The 20,919-nt window shown below is 42.9% G+C and carries 12 protein-coding genes; 10 read left to right on the top strand and 2 right to left on the bottom strand.

What is annotated here, in order from left to right; genetic code table 11:
* Positions 1-14 precede the first annotated feature (14 nt).
* The 10 genes from htpG to M595_RS04550 all read left to right on the top strand — a co-directional run bounded on the left by htpG (position 15) and on the right by M595_RS04550 (position 15,889).
* Entirely contained in the window at positions 15-1,973 is a 1,959-nt protein-coding gene (htpG, locus tag M595_RS04595; protein ID WP_023064849.1) for a molecular chaperone HtpG, read from the top strand.
* A 651-nt stretch (positions 1,974-2,624) separates the two neighbouring features.
* On the top strand, positions 2,625-2,861 hold the full coding sequence (gene rpmB, locus M595_RS04590; protein WP_040483560.1) for a 50S ribosomal protein L28: 237 nt from the start codon (positions 2,625-2,627) through the stop codon (positions 2,859-2,861).
* Positions 2,862-3,592: 731 nt separating this feature from the next.
* On the top strand, positions 3,593-8,533 hold the full coding sequence (hpsA, locus tag M595_RS04585; protein WP_040483559.1) for a hormogonium polysaccharide biosynthesis protein HpsA: 4,941 nt from the start codon (positions 3,593-3,595) through the stop codon (positions 8,531-8,533).
* A 38-nt stretch (positions 8,534-8,571) separates the two neighbouring features.
* Positions 8,572-9,243, top strand: a complete 672-nt coding sequence (hpsB, locus tag M595_RS04580; protein ID WP_152983530.1) for a hormogonium polysaccharide secretion pseudopilin HpsB — start codon at positions 8,572-8,574, stop codon at positions 9,241-9,243.
* A 94-nt stretch (positions 9,244-9,337) separates the two neighbouring features.
* Positions 9,338-10,342 (top strand): hormogonium polysaccharide secretion pseudopilin HpsC, encoded by a 1,005-nt coding sequence (gene hpsC, locus M595_RS04575; RefSeq protein WP_023064883.1) that lies wholly within the window; start codon positions 9,338-9,340, stop codon positions 10,340-10,342.
* Positions 10,343-10,413: 71 nt separating this feature from the next.
* Positions 10,414-11,049 carry a type II secretion system protein gene (locus M595_RS04570; protein ID WP_023064892.1) on the top strand — a complete coding sequence of 212 codons (636 nt, stop codon included), beginning with the start codon at positions 10,414-10,416 and terminating at the stop codon, positions 11,047-11,049.
* A 61-nt stretch (positions 11,050-11,110) separates the two neighbouring features.
* Positions 11,111-11,800, top strand: a complete 690-nt coding sequence (locus tag M595_RS04565; RefSeq protein ID WP_023064765.1) for a pilus assembly FimT family protein — start codon at positions 11,111-11,113, stop codon at positions 11,798-11,800.
* A gap of 368 nt (positions 11,801-12,168) precedes the next feature.
* Positions 12,169-14,499, top strand: a complete 2,331-nt coding sequence (gene pbpC, locus M595_RS04560) for a penicillin-binding protein 1C (RefSeq protein WP_023064858.1) — start codon at positions 12,169-12,171, stop codon at positions 14,497-14,499.
* A gap of 88 nt (positions 14,500-14,587) precedes the next feature.
* Positions 14,588-14,980, top strand: coding sequence for a DUF4189 domain-containing protein (locus tag M595_RS04555; protein ID WP_238987023.1), 393 nt, complete (start codon positions 14,588-14,590; stop codon positions 14,978-14,980).
* A 99-nt stretch (positions 14,981-15,079) separates the two neighbouring features.
* Positions 15,080-15,889, top strand: a complete 810-nt coding sequence (locus tag M595_RS04550; protein ID WP_023064818.1) for an endonuclease — start codon at positions 15,080-15,082, stop codon at positions 15,887-15,889.
* An 80-nt stretch (positions 15,890-15,969) separates the two neighbouring features.
* Here M595_RS04550 and M595_RS31520 read toward each other — a convergent pair whose 3' ends face one another.
* Positions 15,970-16,122, bottom strand: a complete 153-nt coding sequence (locus tag M595_RS31520) for a hypothetical protein (protein WP_023064861.1) — start codon at positions 16,120-16,122, stop codon at positions 15,970-15,972.
* Positions 16,123-16,476: 354 nt separating this feature from the next.
* Positions 16,477-20,367 (bottom strand): GAF domain-containing protein, encoded by a 3,891-nt coding sequence (locus tag M595_RS04545; protein ID WP_023064860.1) that lies wholly within the window; start codon positions 20,365-20,367, stop codon positions 16,477-16,479.
* Between the last annotated feature and the right edge of the window lie 552 nt (positions 20,368-20,919).

Raw genomic sequence — 20,919 nt, 5'->3', positions numbered from 1 at the left:
TAGCAGTATAACCTATGACCGTACTTGAACAGGGAACGATTACCATCCACACCGAGAATATCTTCCCGATCATCAAAAAATCCCTTTACACTGATCACGAAGTCTTCTTTCGGGAACTCGTCTCAAACGGCGTTGATGCCATCTCCAAACTCAAAACCATCGCCCGTACTGGGGAATACTCCGGCGAAACAGGCGAACCTGAAATTATCGTCGAAGTTGACAAAGACAACAAAACCCTCTCAATCACCGATAACGGCATTGGCTTAACGGCTGATGAAATCAAAAAATACATCAACCAAGTCGCCTTCTCCAGCGCCGAAGAATTCATCGAGAAATATCAATCCAACGCGGATAACGCCATTATCGGACATTTCGGTTTAGGCTTTTATTCGTCCTTCATGGTTGCTCGACAAGTCGAAATCGATACCCTATCTTACCAAGAGGGAGCGCAAGCAGTTCACTGGACTTGTGATGGTTCCCCCGAATTTAAACTCGAAGACTCCAACCGCACCCAACGCGGCACCACCATCACCCTCACCTTGATGGATGATGAACTCGAATACTCCGAAGCAAGTCGCATTCGTCAACTGGTGAAAACCTATTGCGACTTTATGCCCGTCTCGATCAAGATGGACGGTGAAACCCTCAACCGCCAAAAAGCACCCTGGAGAGAGTCACCCAGTAACCTCACAGACGATGATTATCTCGATCTGTACCGTTATCTCTACCCCTTCCAAGAAGATCCTCTCCTCTGGGTTCATCTCAATACTGATTATCCTTTTATTGTCAACGGTATTCTCTACTTCCCCAAACTCAAGCCCGATGTTGATGTTAGCCAAGGGAATATTAAACTCTTTTGTAACCAAGTTTTTGTCAGCGAACACTGCGAAGAAATCATTCCTAAATTCCTGCTACCGTTGCGGGGCGTAATTGACAGTACCGACATTCCTCTCAATATTTCTCGGAGTGCTTTACAAAGCAACCGCACAGTTCGGAAAATTGCCGATTATGTTGCTAAAAAAGTTGGCGATCGCTTAAAAGAAGTGTATCGAGACGATCGCAAAGAATATATTCGCTGTTGGCAAGACATCGGTACTTTTGTCAAGTTCGGTTCTCTCAACGACGAGAAGTTTAAAAAGCAAGTTGAAGATATTCTCGTCTTCCGAACAACTTATAAACCCGAACCCACCGACAGCCAAAAACCCGAAGAAGCAGATGATGCTTGGGAGTCTTCAGAAAATACTGCGGGTAGTTTTGACGAACAAGGAAACTATTACACCACTTTAAACGAATATCTAGAACGCAACAAAGAACGCCATGAAAATAGTGTTTTTTACTGCACCGAAGAAGCTGCCCAAGCGACTTATATAGAACTGCACAAGAGTCAAGGCTTGGAAGTGTTGTTCCTGGATTCTTTCATCGATACTCACTTTATTAGCTTCCTGGAACGGGAACACAGCGATGTCAAATTCCAGCGAGTAGACTCAGAGATTAACGATGAGTTGATTGATAAAGACAGCAATAAAACTGAAATTGTCGATCCCAAAACCAATAAAACTCGCAGCGAACAAATCAAAGAATTGTTTGAGAAATCTCTCAATAAACCGAGTGTGAATATTCGCACCGAAGCGCTGAAATCGGAAGACACACCACCAGCGATGGTTTTACTTCCAGAAGCGATGCGACGGTTACAGGATATGACTGCATTAATGCAGCAACAAAAAGCAGATTTTCCCGACAATCATGTTCTGTTGGTTAATACTTCTCATCCCTTAATTCAAAATCTCGCTAACTTGAGTCAAGGAAGTATAGAAGGGGCTGAATCTCCTTCCGCAGAATTGGCAGATATGATTTGTCACCATGTTTATGACTTGGCATTAATGGCACAAAAAGGCTTTGATGCAAACGGGATGAAATCTTTTGTAGAACGGTCAAATCATGTGTTAACTGAGTTAACCCAACGGGCGGTTTAATTAACCTCTCCCCCAACTCCTTCTGAATGTCATTCTGAGTGAAACGAAGAATCTTTGAAACCCTTTGCTGATCTCAGGGTGACAATTAATTGATGGTGAATGTCATTCTGAGTGAAACGAAGAATCTTTGAGACCCTTCGCTGCTCTCAGGGTGACAATTAATTGATGGTGAATGTCATTCTGAGTGAAACGAAGAATCTTTGAGACCCTTCGCTGCTCTCAGGGTGACAATTAATTGATGGTAAATGTCATTGTGAGTGAAACGAAGAATCTTTGAAACCCTTCGCTGATCTCAGGGCGACAATTAAACGAAGAATCTTTGAGACCCTTCGCTGCTCTCAGGGTGACAATTAAACGAAGAATCTTTGAGACCCTTTGCTGCTCTCAGGGCGACAATTAAACGAAGAATCTTTGAGACCCTTCGCTGCTCTCAGGGTGACAATTAAACGAAGAATCTTTGAGACCCTTTGCTGCTCTCAGGGTGACAATTAAACGAAGAATCTTTGAGACCCTTCGCAAAATTGCAGATATGGCTTTAAGATTAACAAAATTTGAGAACTCAAGTGAGAATCACAGATTTCTGGGTTCTGCGGTTGAGGCAATATAATAAAGGTTTGGACTTGTCAGTAATAATGTTAATTTGGAGGTTTTATGTCTCGTAGATGCCAGCTTACTGGGAAAAAAGCAAATAACGCGATGGCTGTGTCTCACTCCCACCGTCGTACCCACAAGTTACAACAGCCAAACTTGCAATGGAAACGGGTTTGGTGGCCTCAAGGAAAGCGTTGGGTGAGACTGAAAATTTCGACGAAGGCGATTAAAACCCTAGAAACGAAAGGGATTCACGCAATGGCAAAAGAAGCCGGGCTGAATCTCAATAAGTTTTAGTCTTGATTTCAATCTCCGCCCCCTCAATCCCCCAACAATGGGGGACTTTTAATCTTTTCCCAGTAGCCCCTAAATCCTGATCGCCCCCTCAATCCCCCAACAATGGGGGACTTTTAATCTTTTCCCAGTAGCCCCTAAATCCTGCAACAATGGGTGACTTCTATCTTTCCCCCAGAATTGGGGGTCAGGGGGCGATTTCCCCAGAATTGGGGATTAGGGGGCGATTTCCCCAGAATTGGGGATTAGGGGGCGATTTCCCCAGAATTAGGGATTAGGGGGCGATTTCCCACCAACTCGACAGACAGAAGGCAATGGGGTTAATTTAATGGACAGCGATCGCTTTTTTGCTGAAGTTGGGAAGAATAACAATAAATTCTGTACTTGTGACAGATGTATCAGGAGTGTGATCGATCACACACTAGAGGTGTGATAGGGGGAATGCCCCAATTGCCAAAAGATTTGCTATCTATAAAAGGTGTATCGGACTGGATTTTTTCTGGTCGATTGTGTCCCCCGAACCGTAACTTTATCTAACTTTCCCTCTCGGGAAACGGAAACGGTGGGATCTTAAAATTAAAGATAATAACAAACCTAGATTTTACATTAAACGACTGAGCTTGAAATCAGCAAACGGTGCCTTTTTTCCTCGAAGTAAACAATAACTAGGGTTGTGGCTTTGTCCTCATCCCACCACCAGCAAACTAAACTCGACTGAAAGTCAGGACAAGTCTATGTCTAAGCATAATAAGTCAAATTTGTCAATACTATCTCTGTTACAGAATGTGTATCGGTCTATAGAGAGAATCATTCAAAGGCTGATGCGATCGCTGTTGAGAACTTGGATGAGAGTCAACCGTCGCGATCGCTATGGTCGGGCGGGGTTTGTCTTGCCAACAGTAACGATGGTAATATTGGTGGTGGTGTTGCTGAGTGTGGCGATATTGTTTCGGTCGATGGAGCGGGCAAAGTTTGCTCAGTATCGACGGGTGGATGAAGCGGCGATCGCAGCAGCAGCACCCGCACTTGATCGGGCGAAAGCCAAGATTCAAAAAGCGATAGAAGACGCAGAATTGTTAGACCCCAGACCTCGCACAACCCCCCCGGCACGAAAACTGAGGACACTGCTCGAAAGACCCGATTACGATTTTGCCGACGAAGATAGACTGGTATTAACCGATCTAAAAGATCCGAATAATACAATCACAACAGGGTGGCGGTTCCCAGTTGATATTAATAACGATGGAAAGATTGATAACAATGATAGCTATACCCTCTATGGAATTTTTTATAGCGTTCCTGCGGGTGAAGAACGGGGATCTTTAGATGCCAGAGCGCAACCGATGCCTCCCATAGATGCACTCAGCGATCCCGACTGTGCGATCCAACTGAATGCTGAGGGTAAACCCCTGGCTGGGGAGTTGGTGAACTGGGTCAAATACGGCAACCGGGTTAAACAAAGTGTTTTTGTCTACACCACAACGGTTCCAATAGGAGGACAAGGTTCTCAAGGGTTCTCCGCATTGGAGTACCAACAGGATCTGGTTCGACAGTCTCTAGATAACAACGCTGTGGTCTACGATGGCGACCTAGAAATCGCTCCCGGGCCTGCGTTTCGCCTCAACGGTCGCATAGTTGCCAACGGGAATATGTTCGTCGTTCCTTTGGGTGGAAACGCATTTGATCTATTTCTCATCAGTGGAGAGAACTCCTGCTTTTATGACGATCCTGAAAACAGCAAAATTCTCATTGGTGGAAACGTATTCAACGGGACGATAGAAGACAATCGCACGGGAGAGGCTGATGTAGACCTATATCGAGGAGAAAACGCTCAGGGACAGGCAAGCATTAGTAATAACAATCGATCTACAAACGACGCATCTTCTGCGGTGGGGAATAACAGCAACGCTTACGAAACAGTGATCGCTAACCTCGTTACCAATATGATCGCCGATCCTGATGCCGATGATAATGCAGTAGTAGACACCGATCCTGATGACGTTCAGACTTTAACCGAAGCAATAGGTCGGCGCAAGGCTCTGGAAGTTTATTTTCGCGATCGCGTCCGCAGACTTCCCTTTGAAGATATTGCGGAAACGGCAGACCCACTAACTTTGGATACCACACTGGAGGGAACCGGAAACGAACTCCGACCTAACGCTGAACTGACGAACCCTTTTGAAGAAACCAACTTAACAATTAGAGAAAATCAACTCAAAGCAGTTGACCCTGATCTCAATGAAGATTCGATCGAATACTTATTGGGCGATCGCGTAAAAGTGGGCAACAACCTCCCCGCCAAAATTTTCAATGCAACGACCAACAGTTTTGAAACCGCATCAGTCATTTACGGCAAATGGTCTGACCAACAGGGCAATATAATTGAAGCCGAACGGCTTCGTCCCTCTCAAGTCACCCCCTTACCTTCGGTGGGAGCAATTGACCGAGATGGATTTTGGGAAGGAGCTGCGGCTCAATTACCCGAAACGCCAACGGAAGGTTTCGGGGGTCTGCGAGTGATTACGGGTGCGGGAATTTATGATCGCGAACTATCCTTTCTTCCCCCGCCTATTCCTGTAGGTCAGACCTACGATGACCCAGACACGACGAACACAGAGAGCTATACAGTTGTTTGGCCGGACACTATGCCCATGTCTCCGGTTCCGGGTTCGCAGGTATACGATAATGATCCTAATGATCCTAAGTGGGTAGACGTACCCAATCTCCTACCAACAGGTAACGCTCAGTTTGCCCGAGGCGACTTGCGGATGAGAGCAACGGCAGTCTATCACTACGCTAGTAGCGGCGTTGAAGATGCAGAAGAAAACGACCCGCCCGAGAGACAAGAACCGATCGCCTGTATTAGCAGCTACTACGACCCCAGTACAAATATTACAGCTAGGAACGCTCCGGGTTTGGGTTGGAATGAAGATCCGGATGGACGCTCCAATAACGGTATTGTCTACGGGCCACCAACCACAGCCCGTCCCGGCTCGGCAACACCCGGTAACAATGGGCTATTTACAGAGGGAACAAACCTAGAAGGAACTCTCGCCAAACAAGCTAACATGGTCTTTCCTGATGGTCGGTTTGCTAACGAACTGTTGCGAAGTGCCTTGCAGAAAGCAGATCGCTCTCTAGCCGAACAAGCGGCGATCGATACGGCGATGTGTTCCTTGGGTATTTTGGCAGAGGAAAATCCATCACAACCACAATTAGTCAGCTTGGGACCCGATCCTGACGGAATTACCAATGGCATGATTTACGAAACTGCCATTCTGGATGCTCGTCAAGTTAAAGCGGTTACAAAGGATGACCCCGATACAGATATTGACGAAACCTTTACTTTTAAGGGTGATTTGGGCGACAGCGATAATCTTTCCACCGAATACGACTTACCTCTAGAAGAACGTCAGCCTCTGGAAGTGCGTCTGACCATCCTAGATTTGGATCAAATGCGAAAAGCATCATACAGCAAAAAGTCTCCAAAGGGTCCCCAAACAGAATACATTCTGCCCATGAGCGGGGTTGTCTATGCGAGTCGGGAAGATGCTCTACCAGACTGGAGCCACCGAGTAGCCGGAAATGACGGCAACATTGACAAAGTAACCCGAGATTTGGTCAGCCGCACCGACTTTAAACTCGATCCAAGCCGCCGACCCAATGGCATTATGTTAGTTAATGGAGAAAAATTGGCTCGGGGTGATAACCAAGCGAGTGATCCGCAGGTTGAAAAAGGTTTGCTTCTGGCTAGCAACAATCCGGTTTATATCAAAGGAGACTTTAACCTTCACACGCAGGAGGAGTTCACCTCTGATAGTCTGTCAGATGGAAATAGCTACTGGAACAACTTCTACGGACGCACGGGACGCAACGGAGCATTTGCTTGTCGTCAAGGCCAAGACGGTTGTGACGGTCAGGGAGATGAATGGCGACCCGCCAAAGTGTTAGCCGATGCACTCAATATCCTTTCGGCTGACTTCCGTCCGGGCTACCGTAACGAAGGAGACTTCGACCTCAGAAGCAATGCAGGTAGTGCGATTACTTATTCCGAAAATGGAAGCGTAGCTAGTGACTTTGATGGAAATGGTGCTGAGGAAACCGTTGATGAAGATTATTTTGACTTAGATTTCAACGGAAATGGTAATGCTACTGATGATGGTATTACAATCACAGCTAAGGTTGCCCGTCTAATTAACGGCTTCCATGAAAATAACTTCGTTACCAACGGTCTGAGTAGTGGTGGGTTCAGGTTTGATAATTCTAAAGACCCCACCAACCCAGAAGAAGTTATTGACTCAATTCTCTACCAACCTACACCTGTGAGCGGAACTGCTCTCAATGATAAATACTACGTTGATAAATATATCGACAACCAAAGAAACGCTAACAGTTCCTACTTCAACAACTTTATTACTCCCGTTCAGCGACGAGCCAAATTACCCGAGTATGTGATGGAAATCTGCCGGAAGCCGATGATTTCAGCTTGTGGGCCAGATGATTGGTTTGTCGGCAGAGGAACCGATCAGGATAATGACAACAAGATAACTTTAGAAGAACTAAATAGCAGCGACATAGAAATAAGAGCCGATCAAATTCCTATCGGCACTCCGGTAACAGAGTTGCTCTCAGGTACAACTGCTAGACAACCTTTAGATCCAGACGATCAACGTTTCCCCCGTCGGGTTGCCTTCTTGCGCTATCCAAGTAATGCAAACGAGTTCAAGCTGTTCCTTGACGCTAATAATGCTCCTGTGCCTCTAGGAATTGATGGTGGTCAAAATGTTAACTATTACCCCTACTCTACTGTAAACATCAAGATGACCAGCAAGAAGTTCGATCCTGGTGGCACTATTACAAGCTTTTCGGCTGGTGTTCCTGCAACCCGAGATAATGCACTCTGGTTCAGAACAACGACCAGTAGAACCAATCCATCAAATAATAATGGTTGGCAATACAATGCAAATAATCTGTACTATGAAAGCTCGTTACCTGCAACTGGTAATAACGTCGGTACAGTACAGCAACCCCTACTCGTTCCGGTGATGCAAATTTATGCCACCACTAATACTAATCCCGGTAACAATGAGCCAGGAGGCAACGCAGCGCACCAGCGAACGAAGTGGGTACCGAGAGCCAGAAATAACACAACTTTTAATATGGTGATGGCTGTCGGAGATGTACCGAGCCGAGCAGGAGAAACCAATGGAGGTCTACAAAACTTACCCCGCTTGCTCGAAAACTGGCAAGGACAGAATAACAGTGCAACCCGATCAACGTTCATCCAGGGTTCGTTCATGCAGCTTTTCCGAAGCGCTTATGCAACCGCTCCTTACTTACCTGTCCGCAACCCGTCTGAGCAAGACAGTTTGTTCCGCTACAAGAAGAAAGATTACAACACCGCAGGTGGTGGTCGGACACCCCAACAGTCTCCACCCAGTCGCCAATGGGGTTTTGATGTTGGCTTGCTGTTCCAATATCCTGACCTGTTCTCCTCTCTGTTCACAACTCCCATAACCGACGCCGCAGGAAACCGACTCGATGCTTCTGAGGAGTACCTGCGAGAAGTTAGCCGCAGTGAACCCTGGGTTCGAGTGCTGTACTGTTCTCAACTTAATGGAAGTTCAACATACGCAGCCACCAATAGTGCAACAAAACCAAATGGCTGTGACTAAATCATTCTAGGCAATATCAACAAAAAGGAGAAGGTAACATGATGCTCGGGCAAAAATTCCTCAAAAAAATACAGTCCTCTCCAGAGGAGGGCTACACTATCCTCGAAGCGATCATCGCGATCGTGGTGGTGACATTCTTACTGAGTGCAATGGGGCCTGTGATTGCCTTCTCCGTCGGTACTCGGGTTCAGGCTAAACGGGTCGAACTCGCCACCCAAGCCGCGCGATCGTATATTGATGCAGTCAAAGCCGATCCGACAGAACCAGTGAAAGCCAATCCGACGGGTCAACCCAAGACAACTCTAACCTTATCAGATACTCCGGTGAATGAAGTTGCTGTTCCCGCTGGCGCAGACCCCGAACAACAATTGTACTGCGTCAATTTCGACGAAGAAGCGGGTTGTCAAGTTGGGAGTCTGGTTGATATGTACGTTCAAGGGAGTGCCTGTCATCCAACTTCTACAGTAGCTGAAGATGGTTATGTGCTGGGAGTTCGAGTCTATCGGGCGAACTCCTTTGATCCTGATGCTCCAGCACTCACCCCCCTCACGGATGGAAAAGTAGACTCTGACAGCATTACCACTAACGCTTTGGGCGATCGCTCTTTACCTTTAATTCAGATGTCCACAGAGATTCCTCCTGGGAGTGGTTCATTCGATAACTTTAATCGTTTTATCGTTTTAGACACTTGTGGAAGACCAGACAACTAAACTCCATAACCCAGAAAAGAACAAGCTTAATTGATTAAATGTTTAGTGATTCGGATTTATGTTACTTCTAAATCTATAAGGAAGAAACTCAACCATGAACAGTTTACTGCGGCTCCTACTCAAAAATAAACGCCATTTTAACAAAGGTTCTCATTCTGTTCGTTCCGATAGCGGGATGAGTATGATCGAGTTGTTGATCGGTACGATCATGGCATTTCTGATCATCACTCCGTTACTGGGATTGGTGATCGGTCTTTTAAATGATGAAAGCCGAGAAGGAGCGAAAGCAACAACAGAGGAAGAAATCCAATCCGCTTTAGATTATATCAAGCAGGATTTAAGCCAAGCAATTTACATCTATGATAACGATGGCGTTGAGGCGATTACAACATCAACCAGACCTCTAATTCCTAATGATGCAAGCGAAACGCCCATTCTAGTGTTTTGGAAACGAGAGTTTAAGGACAATATTGTTCGTGTTCCTGGTTGTACACCTGAGAACAGCGATGAATGTATGGATGGTAAATTTGTTCTATCGTTAGTTGCTTACTATCTACGACAAGATAACGATCAAACTTGGTGTCCAGATGGCATTTCTTGTCCTGCACGAATTACTCGATTTGAGATGAATGCCCATGACGAACGAGATGAATTTGGATTAGACGATAGTAAGAAAGTATTTCCAACTAACCCGAACTTGAGAGCGCCAAAAACGATTGTTCGAGGAGAAGGCGATACTTTTCCTAACCGCGAAGTATTAGTTAATTATATTGACTACAACACAACATATGATGATGATGATATAGAGGTTAATTGTCAGGAAAGTTTGGGTATAGATAATTTAGCCAGCATAAATATTACTCTAGCTGATGGTACAACACGACCTGCTACAGAGCCAGATTTGAGACGCGATACCAATAGCAAGAGCTTTTATGCTTGTGTCAATCCAAATGGAAATCGATTAGCACAAGTAACGATTCGAGGAAACGCTTTGCGTCGCATTCAAACCGATGCAGAATACAAAGCAAACAACAGCCAATATTTTCCCAAATATAGCGTTACCATTAGAGGAGGAAGTGATTTTGATGTCAATAATTAATAATATCTTAGAATCCTGGTGAAGTTATTATCTATTCGGCGATCGCCCAATCAAATTTCAAAGAGCTAATTATGAACATCTATTCTCAAACCCCAAACCAATTGAAACGTTATCTCCTCCAACACTCCCGCAAAAATCATCAAACTGACGGTGGTTTTTCCCTGATAGAAGTTATGGTTGTTGTTGTGATGGTTGGTATTTTATCAGCGATCGCCGCCCCCGCTTGGAATGGTTTTGTTAGCCGTCAACGCATTCGAGCCGTTAATGGTCAAGTGTTACAGGTGTTGCAAACTGCACAATCTGAAGCCAAACGAAATAAAGTTAATAGAGCAATTCAGTTTCTGAACAATGGAAATATGCCAATGTATAAAATTTATGAAGCAGACGACAATGGGAACTTTGATCCTGTTGACGATTTAATCAGTGAAACAGTTATTAAGATTGATGGTCAGATTCAACCTGGACAAATTAAAATAACAACGCAAGCTAATAATGGAACCGCTCGTCTACAAGATGCGATTATCTTTGACTATTTAGGAGCAGTAATAGACCCTGAAGAAATACCGGATAATGGACAAAATACAGATGGTTTCACAGTAACAGTCTCTACTCCAGATGGCGGCTTGAAAAGATGTGTAAAAGTTGTGACATTATTAGGGGCAATGATAACATCTGAAGGTGATGATAATACAATGGGATGTCCGTAGAATAAAGAATTGATGTAAAATTAGATTAATATTTTAATTCTAATCAGGGTAGTGCAACTCAATGAAACCAGACACGCGATTAAAATGCGATCGCTATATTTCTCATAAGCCTTTTACCTCTCTCGCCTCAAGTTCAAAGATTAGATATACCACCGGATATACTATTATTGAAGTCCTATCAGTTGTGACTTTAATTAGTCTATTTAGTGCGATCGCCGTTCCTGCTTGGAATGGGTTTGTTGGGCGTCAACAATTGCGTGCGGGTGCAAACCGAGTGTATTGGGCGATGCGAACCGCTCAGAGTGAAGCCAAACGTCAAAAAATTGCTGTTCAAGCCAGTTTTCGAGAGAATGATAACCAAGTTCAATGGGCGGTTCATCTAGCGACTATTCCCCCTGATAAACTTTCAGATAGTGCTTGGGAAAGCTTGCCTTCTGGTGTGTTAATTGATGATAAAGTAAAAAATGATAAAGGTAAACTTGAAACGACTCTTATCAAAGTCGATCCTGTTGATAACTCAGTTAGAAATGCGGGTACCGTTTATCGGGCGTTATTTAACTACAAAGGCTGTCCCATCTATGAATCTACCGATGAATGTACTCAAGTTCACCCGAGAGCAAGAGGACGCTTGGGACTCAAACACAAAAACCTAGAAAATGCAAAACGTTGTGTGATTGTTTCTACTTTAATTGGAGTGGTTCGCATCGGACAAGAACATACCAAACCCCAAAACGATTTATACTGCTATTAAATTTTATCGCCACAAGCAATCATTTGTAAACGACATTGCCCCCAAGTCTCAAAAATTAGAAGGCTTATAGCAGTACGCGAATACATGATTGTCATTTCTAAATCCTAAAACCCCTTCACCGTCTACTGTTCCCATTGTTTACCGTGAAATAATTCGGAAAAATCCTACCCGTTTACAGCCCCCATTATTGGGGGTTTGGGGGCTAAACAATTTTCAAATGATTAAAGAATTGCTATATTAGATTAATTAATTTTGATCAATCAAGTTAGATCACGACATAAGATAATTTTCCGGAATAACCTGCGATCGCATTGTCAAAATAGAATAGAGAAAGGCGGAGAAGATTTTATTTAGAAGATTTTATTTTGATGAAACAAATTCGTTGGTTTTCCCCTTTAAAAATTAAAGTGATTTTGGCTATTCTTCTGACAGGGGTAACAGTGCGATTAATCCCCTATCTCGCCCCCATTCACGCCGAAGATATTACTCAAGATAGCCTCGCGGTTGAGTTTAGCGATCGCTATGGACAACCCCTCGGAACGCTACTCAGCCGAGATCAAAATCATACCGCAGTGGTGCCATTAGCGCAAGTTTCCCCCCATTTTATTCAAGCGATTATTGCCGCAGAAGATAAACGATATTATCAACAAGGTGCTGTCGATAGTATAGCCATCGTTCGAGCGATTTTAGAAGCCATCCAAGCCCGAAAAATTGTCAGTGGTGCCTCGACAATTCCCATGCAACTCGCCCGAATGTTGGAACCTGCACCCACAACATTAGTTAATAAAAGTCAAGAAATTTGGTTGGCTTGGCGGTTATTTGCCGGAATGAATAAAGATGAAATTCTACAAGCCTATATCAACCGTTTACCCATGGGCGGAAACCTGTATGGAGTTGAAGCTGCTTCTCGGGCTTATTTTAACATTCCCGCCACAGATTTAAGCCTATCTCAAGCCAGTTTACTCGCCGCTTTACCCAATGATCCAACTGACTTAAATCCCTACTACAATTGGCAAGCTTTAAAACAACGACAACGCTATGTTTTAGATCGGATGGTTGCAGAGGGTTATATTACGTTAAATTATGCGAATCATGCCTATCAAGAAAATGTAGAATTACAACCCCCTCAACTGGATGCGATCGCCGCCCCGCACTTTTTATTTTGGGTATCTGAACAGATGTCTAATTCTGCTCAAAATATTCACCCAAAACCCCATATTCAAACCACATTAGATTTAAACTTACAACAATTTGTAGAAGCCCAAGTTCGGCAAGTTGTGATGGCATTGTCCAATCAAAATGTCAATCATGCCGCCGCAATTGTGATTAACAATCAAACCGGAGAAGTCTTAGCTTATGTGGGTTCTCCTAACTATTTTAATACTCTTAAACTCGGGAGTAATGACGGGGTTCAAGCCTTACGTCAACCCGGTTCAACATTAAAACCCTTTCTCTATGAACTTGCTTTAGAACAAGACATAATTCAACCCAATACAATTCTCGCTGATATTCCCACTTATTACGCGATTCCTGGTGCAAAACTCTACACCCCAACCGATTATAGCGAAACATTTTTAGGCCCGGTGAGAGTGCGTTTAGCGTTGGCAAATTCCTTAAATATTCCCGCCGTTAGAGTCTTAGAAAAAGTTACCGTTCCTGTCTTTTTATCTCATTTAAAAACATTAGGATTTGCCTCTTTAAACCATCCACCCGAACACTATGGTTTAGGATTAAGTTTAGGCAGTGGAGAAGTCAAATTATGGGAACTCGCCCAAGCTTATGTAACGTTAGCAAATCAGGGACAGGTTAAACCGTTAGTAACAAGATTAACTGAAACTCCCCCTCAAACTTGTTCAGAAAATAGTCAAAGTTGTCAGGATAAAACACCCCAAATTCATACCCCAGAAAACTGGCAAATTATCACCGATATGTTGAGAGATTCTCATGCTAGGGCGGCAGCATTTGGAGTTGAATCTGTGTTAAATTTACCCTTTCCTGTTGCTGTGAAAACCGGAACATCTTCCGATCATCGTGATACTTGGACAGTTGGATTTACCCCTGATTATACCGTTGCAACTTGGGTAGGAAACTTTGACGGAAAACCAATGCAAAATGTCTCAGGAGTGATGGGTGCCGCCCCGTTGTGGAGTCGAATTATGATGCACTTACATTCCCAAGAAGAACCGCTTAATTTTTCGGTTCCTTCTGAGTTTGTCAAGTTACCTATTTGTGCAACAACTGGAAAAAAACCAACATCAGAGTGTCAGTCTGGAATTGTCTTAGAATATTTTCATCAAGATGATATTCCAGCGTATCAAAATTCAGCCGAAAACTTGAAGTTAACCTCTGAATATAACGAATGGTTAGCCCAACAAAATCGATGGGATTTAACCCCAAATCAACTGAGAATTTTATCTCCTCTATCAGATGATTATTTTTTAATTAATCAAAATCAATCTCATCAACTCGAATTTAAAATTACCACAAATACTCAACAGCCTGTAGAATGGTGGTTAAATGATCAGAAATTAGCAACAAAAACGGCTAATTCTCTATTTTGGCAAATGCAACCGGGAAAATGGACGTTAACAGTTAAACAAGGCGATCGCACAGAAAGCGTTCAGTTTCAAGTTCAAGAGACTGAACCGAAACCCTATCGTCGAGGATTTTCTGTCGTTCAGTCTGACAATAGCAAATAATATTTCAGCCCAACTCAAACCTCAGTATTAATTAATCTTACCTTTCTTAATTGTGCTAAATGTTGCATAATAATATTATTCACAAAAGATGCCACCAGACTCAATCGAGATGAAACGTTTAGGAATTGTGACTGCATTGTTTGTGGGAACTGAAATATTAGTCAGTCATATTGCTTCTGCACAACTATCAGACAGCTTTGGGGCGATCGCAATTACTCCAGATGGGCAAGTTTGGGGTTATGCTTATGATTATCCTTCGCGAGAACAAGCCGAACAAAGGGCTTTAGAAGAATGTGGAGAATCAAATTGTCAAGTACAAGTTTGGTTTAAAAATGCCTGTGGTGCCGTGGCAAAAAACGAAGAAGGAAAACTAGGTTGGGCTTGGGCAGAGACTCGCAAACAAGCCGAAGCCTCAGCTGTTGCCGCTTGTGGAACCGGAACGTGTCGGATCGAAACCTGGGCTTGTACAACTCGTTATTGAGTCAAAATTAAGTCAAAAAATTCTAGATCATTGTGAATTTTTGACGGATTGGGTGTCACAACCGGAGTAAAGTCATCAAGAAGTCAGTTAAAGTTTATAATGAACTGGATCAACAAAATAATCATCGGATTAGGGTTAAGTTGTTTATTACTCCTGAGTGGTATTTCTCCAAGTTTTGCAGAGAACTTAGAAAATCATCAACTTCATGTGATTTCACCTAACCTAAAAGGGACTGAACTCCTGAAAGTTGTCGCCCAAGACTATACTCCCGAACAAACATTAGGTTATCGACGCGGACGAGATATATTATACAGCAAAGTTGACAATCACGACGGGATATTAAAAGGAATTTATACAGATTATACCATCAAACTCGATCCCAATTCTTCCGAACCTCGACAAACCGCCTATCAACAAGGTATTAACGCCGAACATATTTATCCTCAAAGTAAAGGGGCGAATGGTTCGGCAAAAAGTGATTTACACAGTCTTTATCCCTCTCGTGTTTATGTTAATAGTAGACGAGGAAATAACCCCTTTGCCGAAATCAATGATACTCAAACAGAAGGTTGGTTCCGGTTTGATCAATACCAAGAAATGAAACCCACAACATTAATTGACGAGTATAGCGAAGCCACTAAAAGCGCATTTGAACCCCGAGAAAGTAAGGAAGGAGACGTTGCCCGAGCGATGTTTTATTTCTATACTATTTATCGATATAAAGCGGATGCTGCCGACGCTAGATTCTTTCCCGCCCAACAAAAAACATTGTGTCAGTGGAATCTAGAAGATCCCGTTGATGACGAAGAAATAACTCGCTCTCATTTAGTCGCAGAATATCAAGGCAATGAAAATCCTTTTGTGATCGATTCAACCTTAGCGGCTAGAACCTATTGTTCTTCGTTATAACAATTAATTCTTGGTTTGTTTAAAAAATACATTGGTTCCCGAAATTGCACTCGGGAATCTTTTTTAATCGAAGGAAAAGTTTAGCTTTTTCGGATAAAGAAAATAGCACTACCAATCACAATAAATGCAACTCCCCATCCCACAGGGGCGCCGGGTAAAATATATTTAAGTAAAAGAGTCACAATCCCTGAAGTAATAAGTGACCAACCGATTGTCGTTCTATATTTCAACATTAACAAAAATCCTTAGATGAAGAAACAGGATATTAAATCCCAATCTCCTAATACAATTTATTCAGCATGGAGCAACTACACCATACTTTACATTTTTAAGATTAATGGATCATACCCCATAAAAACCTCTATCTCCAGACTTAGATACCCATTCAACCCAGGGTGAGATTCTGTACTGAGAAATGGGATCAATATAGCAATAAGAAATCATTTGTAAACGACTTTGCCTCCAAATCCCCTCCGAAGCGCGCCCCCCTTCCCCCCAACATTGGGGGGTGATCTCGATTACTTTTTTACTTCGCAGGTAACATTGCTATATTCGGGTACAGAATCTAAGTGAATTGATCTGTGTTGTTAGTCTTGAGTCACCTTAAACTGCGTCACTCCCTGCTGCAATTCTTGAGCAACCTGCATCAGCTGAGAAAAAGCTTGACGGACCTCTAGAGACTGCTGAGAACTCGCCTGGGCGATGGCTGCGACTTGTTGCATGGTTTCAGACAGGTGAGTTGAAGTTTGGGCTTGATGGTGAGCCGAAGTTGCAATTTCATTGACAAATTCATGGGTTTGATTACTCGCTTGTACAATTTCAGTCAGCGTTTGACGAGTTTTTTTCACCAACTCTGTTTCTTGAAGAACTCGTTTTAAACCCACTTTCATCGCTTGTATAACCTCGTGAGTTTCCGCTTGAATTTCCGCAATCATCTGTTCAATTTCTGCTGTCGCATTCCCCGACTGTTCGGCTAAAGTTCGTACTTCTGTCGCCACCATCGCAAACCCTCCTTCCTGATGACTCATGCGACTGGCTTCTACAGACGCATTTAATGCCAATACATGAGTCTGGTTAGCAAACTCATTAATCAATTTGACAATGCGTGAAATTTTTTGAGAAGATTCTCCCAAATGCTTCACTTTTATCGCAGTCCCTCGGATGGTTTTTTCGACAGTCAAAATCCCGTTAACCGTGCGGTTCATCGCCCGATCTCCTTCCTGTAAAATCTCCGCTACAGTTTGCACTTGAGTTTGGGCGGCTTGGGCGGAAGTTGAAACTGCTTCGATAGAATGAGTCAGGGTTTGAATTTGGGCTAAAGCCTCGACAATTGCTTCTGTTTGTTGGGAAATTTCACCAGATAAATTTTCCACTTCTTGCTCTCGTTCAGCAGCCGTTTGAGTGACAATGTTTGCACTTTGATGAACTTGAGCAACTAACTGTTGTAAACTCTCAATCGTGGCATTAAAAAAGTCGGCAACAGTTCCCATTACCCCTTCGCTCACCTGCGCTCGTACGGTTAAATCTCCTTGAAAAGAATCTTCTATTTGCCCTAAAAAGGTTTCGATTTGATGTTCGAGTTGTTGTTTTTGTTGCTGTTGCTCGTTCATCATTTTTTCGGCAAGGCTGCGACTTTCCTGAACTTGTTGCAAAAGTTGAGCTTGTTCGAGTGCATAACCCACTTGTAAACCGACTTGTTTAAACAGTTCGATTTCGGAGTTTTGCCATTGACGAGACTGACAACAGTGAGCTTCGATCACGTAAAGAGTTTGATTGACAAAAACAGGAATCATTAAAGCAGATTGAACCTGCCATTGATAAAGTTGTTGTTTCTGATCCTTTGTAAGTGGGGCTTCTGTGAGATCACAAAGTGCAACTTCATCACCCTCAGAGAGTATTTTCAACAGTTTGTTATCAGGATACTTGACTTGAAAGACAGAACCCCTAATTTTTACATGATCTGCTCGTACAGCTTCGGCAATAATTTGAGTCTTTGGAGAACTTCTAACGTCCAACTCCTCAACTTCGGGCTGATATAAAATAATCCGATCCGCTGGCATCAATTCCAGCAACTCCTCAACGGCAGTTTGACAAATTTGTTGTGGATTGAGCGTTTGGCGAATGTGTAAACAAATCTGATTGAGTTGTTTGGCTTCTTGAGTCGCTTGTTGTTGTTGTTGTAGGAAGTTTTGGTTGAGGGCGTGTCCAACAGAAACGGCTAATTGTCGCACAAAATTGATTTCATGGCGTTGCCATTGACGAGACTCACTGCAATTGTGAACGATCAACAACCCGTGTAATTTTTGTTTGGCGATAATTGGTGCCGCTACTTTGGCTTTGACATACAAGCTTTTGAGTTGACGCAGATGAAAAGCTTCTAATGAAGATTTTTTGAGATCAGCGATCGCCATGAAATCACCTTTGAGATAGGGTTGAATGTCGTGAGTTGAACTGGGATCGTAGAGTTGATTACCCAATGCGCTCGGAAATTTCGGATCTACTGATTCTGCAACAATTTTACCTTCCCATTCCGTCTCAAACTGATAAATGCTGACGCGATCTACATTGAGGACAGCCCGAGTTTCTCCGACAACCGTTTTAAAAATCTCAGTCGGATTGAGGGACTCTTGCAGTATGGCATTAATTTGATTGAGGCGATGTTCTTGTTGAGCGACGGTTTGTTGGTGTTGGAGTAAGGTCAATTGATTGAGTGCTAGACTGACTTGATCGGTTAATTGTTTGAGAAAGTCTAACTCTGTCTCTTTCCAAATTCGGGCTTGAGTGGCGTGATTGATCACTAACAAACCATGAAGCTGCGTGGGCGTGATCAGGGGTGCAATTAAATGAGTTTTCGTTTTAGAAGATGCCAACAATTTTAGATAGGGCTGGAAGTTGGAAAGTTCGGTGTTGAGTTCACAGGTGTTGAGATTATCAATCCGGTGAACTCGTTTACGTCCCAGGATGGTGAGATCGGCTTCTGTCAAAGCTGCATTTTCCACTTTTAATCCTAAGAGATTCGGTAGGTTATTGACAACGGATTCGGCAACCACTCTCCCTGAACCGTTTTCACAATATTTGTAGATGAAAACTTGATCGGTTTTGAACAACTGACGCACTTGTTCGACAATCAGATCAAAGACTGATTCTATCGTTTTGCTGTTGCGAAGTTGGTAGGTGATATCGTTTAAGATTTTTGCTTTTTCAGCGTTGGCTTGCTGTTGGGCGAGGGCTGAAGCTTGATCGAGAGCATAGCCTAAGTGCATTGCTACACTCCGAATCAGATCAATATCGAGTTCTGTCCAAGCTCTTGGCCCTGAACATTGATGTGCAACTAATAAGCCTTTGAGTTGATTTTCTACCAAAATTGGGGCGACGAGATTGGCTTTCACCGCAAAGGGTTCGAGTTGACTGAGATGACATTCGGTTAAACCGGCTTCATAGATATTATCGGTGGCTTTGACTCGTCCTCGTTGGTAAGGTTGGACGTAGCGTTTGGCAAAACAAGGATCATCAATTTTGGCTCCAATTGCCGCAGGCCATTGACTATCAACGGATTCGGCGATGATTTTTCCATCCCATTCTGGCCCAAATTCGTACACCAAAACGCGATCGCAGTTTAAAGCATCTCGGGTTTCTTCAACAGCGCTCATTAAAATCTCATTGACGCAGGTAAATTGACGCAGGTGATCGTTAATCTGGTTTAAGCGTCGGGTTTGTTGAATAATGGCTTGTTGGTGTTGTCGCAGTCGCAGTTCATCGAGGGCGTAACTGAATTGTAGGGAAATTGCCCGGAAAAATTCGATTTCTGAAGGTTGCCAAAATCGAGGTTGATTACATTGATGAGCGATTAAGAAGCCGTAAAGCTGTTTTTCCCCTCTTGTTTTTTCTTCGTTAAGGTTGAGATTGCGAGTATAAACAGGAACGAGGAGTCTCGCTTGGACTTGTAAGGTTGTGAATTGATGAACCATCTGTTGATCAAGTCCGGCATCTTTAATATTGGCGATCGCTTGCACTTTGCCGTGACGATACTGTTCAGCATAGCGGGATAATCGGGGGTCAGTAATTTCTGCGTTTAGTAAAGATAACCACGGGCTTTCAACCGATTCTGTGATAATTTTTCCCTGAGTATTTTTCTTTGAAAAACTGGACGTTAATTGACAGATTACAACCCGATCTGTTTTTAAGGCTGAACGAACTTCCTGAACTAATGTTTTAAGTAATTCATCGCTGCTAATAGATTCCCGCAGTTGGGCTGTAATACGATCTAGGAGTTGGGCGCGTTGACTTGCTGCACCTTCTTTTTCAACTAATTCTTGAAGTTGATTGACTCGATATTCCATGTGAGAACGTAAAACAGCTAATTCTTTTGCAAGTGCTGTATTTTTTGCTGGATCTCCTAGACTCGCTTCGGATTCAGAGGAGTTCGCATCGGTTTCGACGACAAAAGATTGTACGGGAATAATAGCAGAATCGTTCATTGAGTTTGAGTGTTAATTGATGAAGGACGGATTTGAATAATAACTACAGTCAGCAGATTTTAAGCTCTCTATCTAGGGTTTGAGCTAATGTGTAGATGCTTCAAATGACTGATCAATTTCTATTCATTTTATTGAAAAAAAATCAATCATTTTTGTTTTTTATCCCCGATGATCAATAAAAGTTTCTATGCTAATTTGAGCAGAGCTAGAGTTCTGATGCAGTGAGAATTAATTGATCAGTTGTAGTCACTGATTTAACTTATTTCATCTTTTGACTTCGATGAGGTTAACTGATGCACTCATAATTAGATTGGTTCACAAAGATGATGTATAAACTTTGAGTTCTAGTTTTCTGATGGAGATTTATCTATCTCATTTCTTGTAATAACATTGTAACGAATTTTTTCAAAGATTGCTAAAGATTGTATCCAATCTTTGAAGTTAAATTTTAACCGTATCAAATAATATTTTCTTGTATTTTTCTCAGTTGAATATTGTTTTAAGCCTGAAAAAAAAACCATTAACATACACCTCCGACTATTTAAAAACGTA

Origin of the sequence: Lyngbya aestuarii BL J (genome assembly GCF_000478195.2) — a bacterium.
Lineage (GTDB): Bacteria > Cyanobacteriota > Cyanobacteriia > Cyanobacteriales > Microcoleaceae > Capilliphycus > Capilliphycus aestuarii.
Note: the sequence above shows the minus strand (reverse complement) of the source record. Positions and strands in the feature narration are given on the sequence as shown.

Coding starts and splice junctions, on each gene's coding strand:
- M595_RS04565 (WP_023064765.1), top strand. CDS start 11,111: ATGAAACCAGACACGCGATTAAAATGCGATCGCTATATTTCTCATAAG.
- M595_RS04570 (WP_023064892.1), top strand. CDS start 10,414: ATGAACATCTATTCTCAAACCCCAAACCAATTGAAACGTTATCTCCTC.
- rpmB (WP_040483560.1), top strand. CDS start 2,625: ATGTCTCGTAGATGCCAGCTTACTGGGAAAAAAGCAAATAACGCGATG.
- hpsC (WP_023064883.1), top strand. CDS start 9,338: ATGAACAGTTTACTGCGGCTCCTACTCAAAAATAAACGCCATTTTAAC.
- hpsA (WP_040483559.1), top strand. CDS start 3,593: ATGTCTAAGCATAATAAGTCAAATTTGTCAATACTATCTCTGTTACAG.
- hpsB (WP_152983530.1), top strand. CDS start 8,572: ATGATGCTCGGGCAAAAATTCCTCAAAAAAATACAGTCCTCTCCAGAG.
- M595_RS31520 (WP_023064861.1), bottom strand. CDS start 16,122: ATGTTGAAATATAGAACGACAATCGGTTGGTCACTTATTACTTCAGGG.
- M595_RS04545 (WP_023064860.1), bottom strand. CDS start 20,367: ATGAACGATTCTGCTATTATTCCCGTACAATCTTTTGTCGTCGAAACC.
- M595_RS04555 (WP_238987023.1), top strand. CDS start 14,588: ATGCCACCAGACTCAATCGAGATGAAACGTTTAGGAATTGTGACTGCA.
- pbpC (WP_023064858.1), top strand. CDS start 12,169: ATGAAACAAATTCGTTGGTTTTCCCCTTTAAAAATTAAAGTGATTTTG.
- M595_RS04550 (WP_023064818.1), top strand. CDS start 15,080: ATGAACTGGATCAACAAAATAATCATCGGATTAGGGTTAAGTTGTTTA.
- htpG (WP_023064849.1), top strand. CDS start 15: ATGACCGTACTTGAACAGGGAACGATTACCATCCACACCGAGAATATC.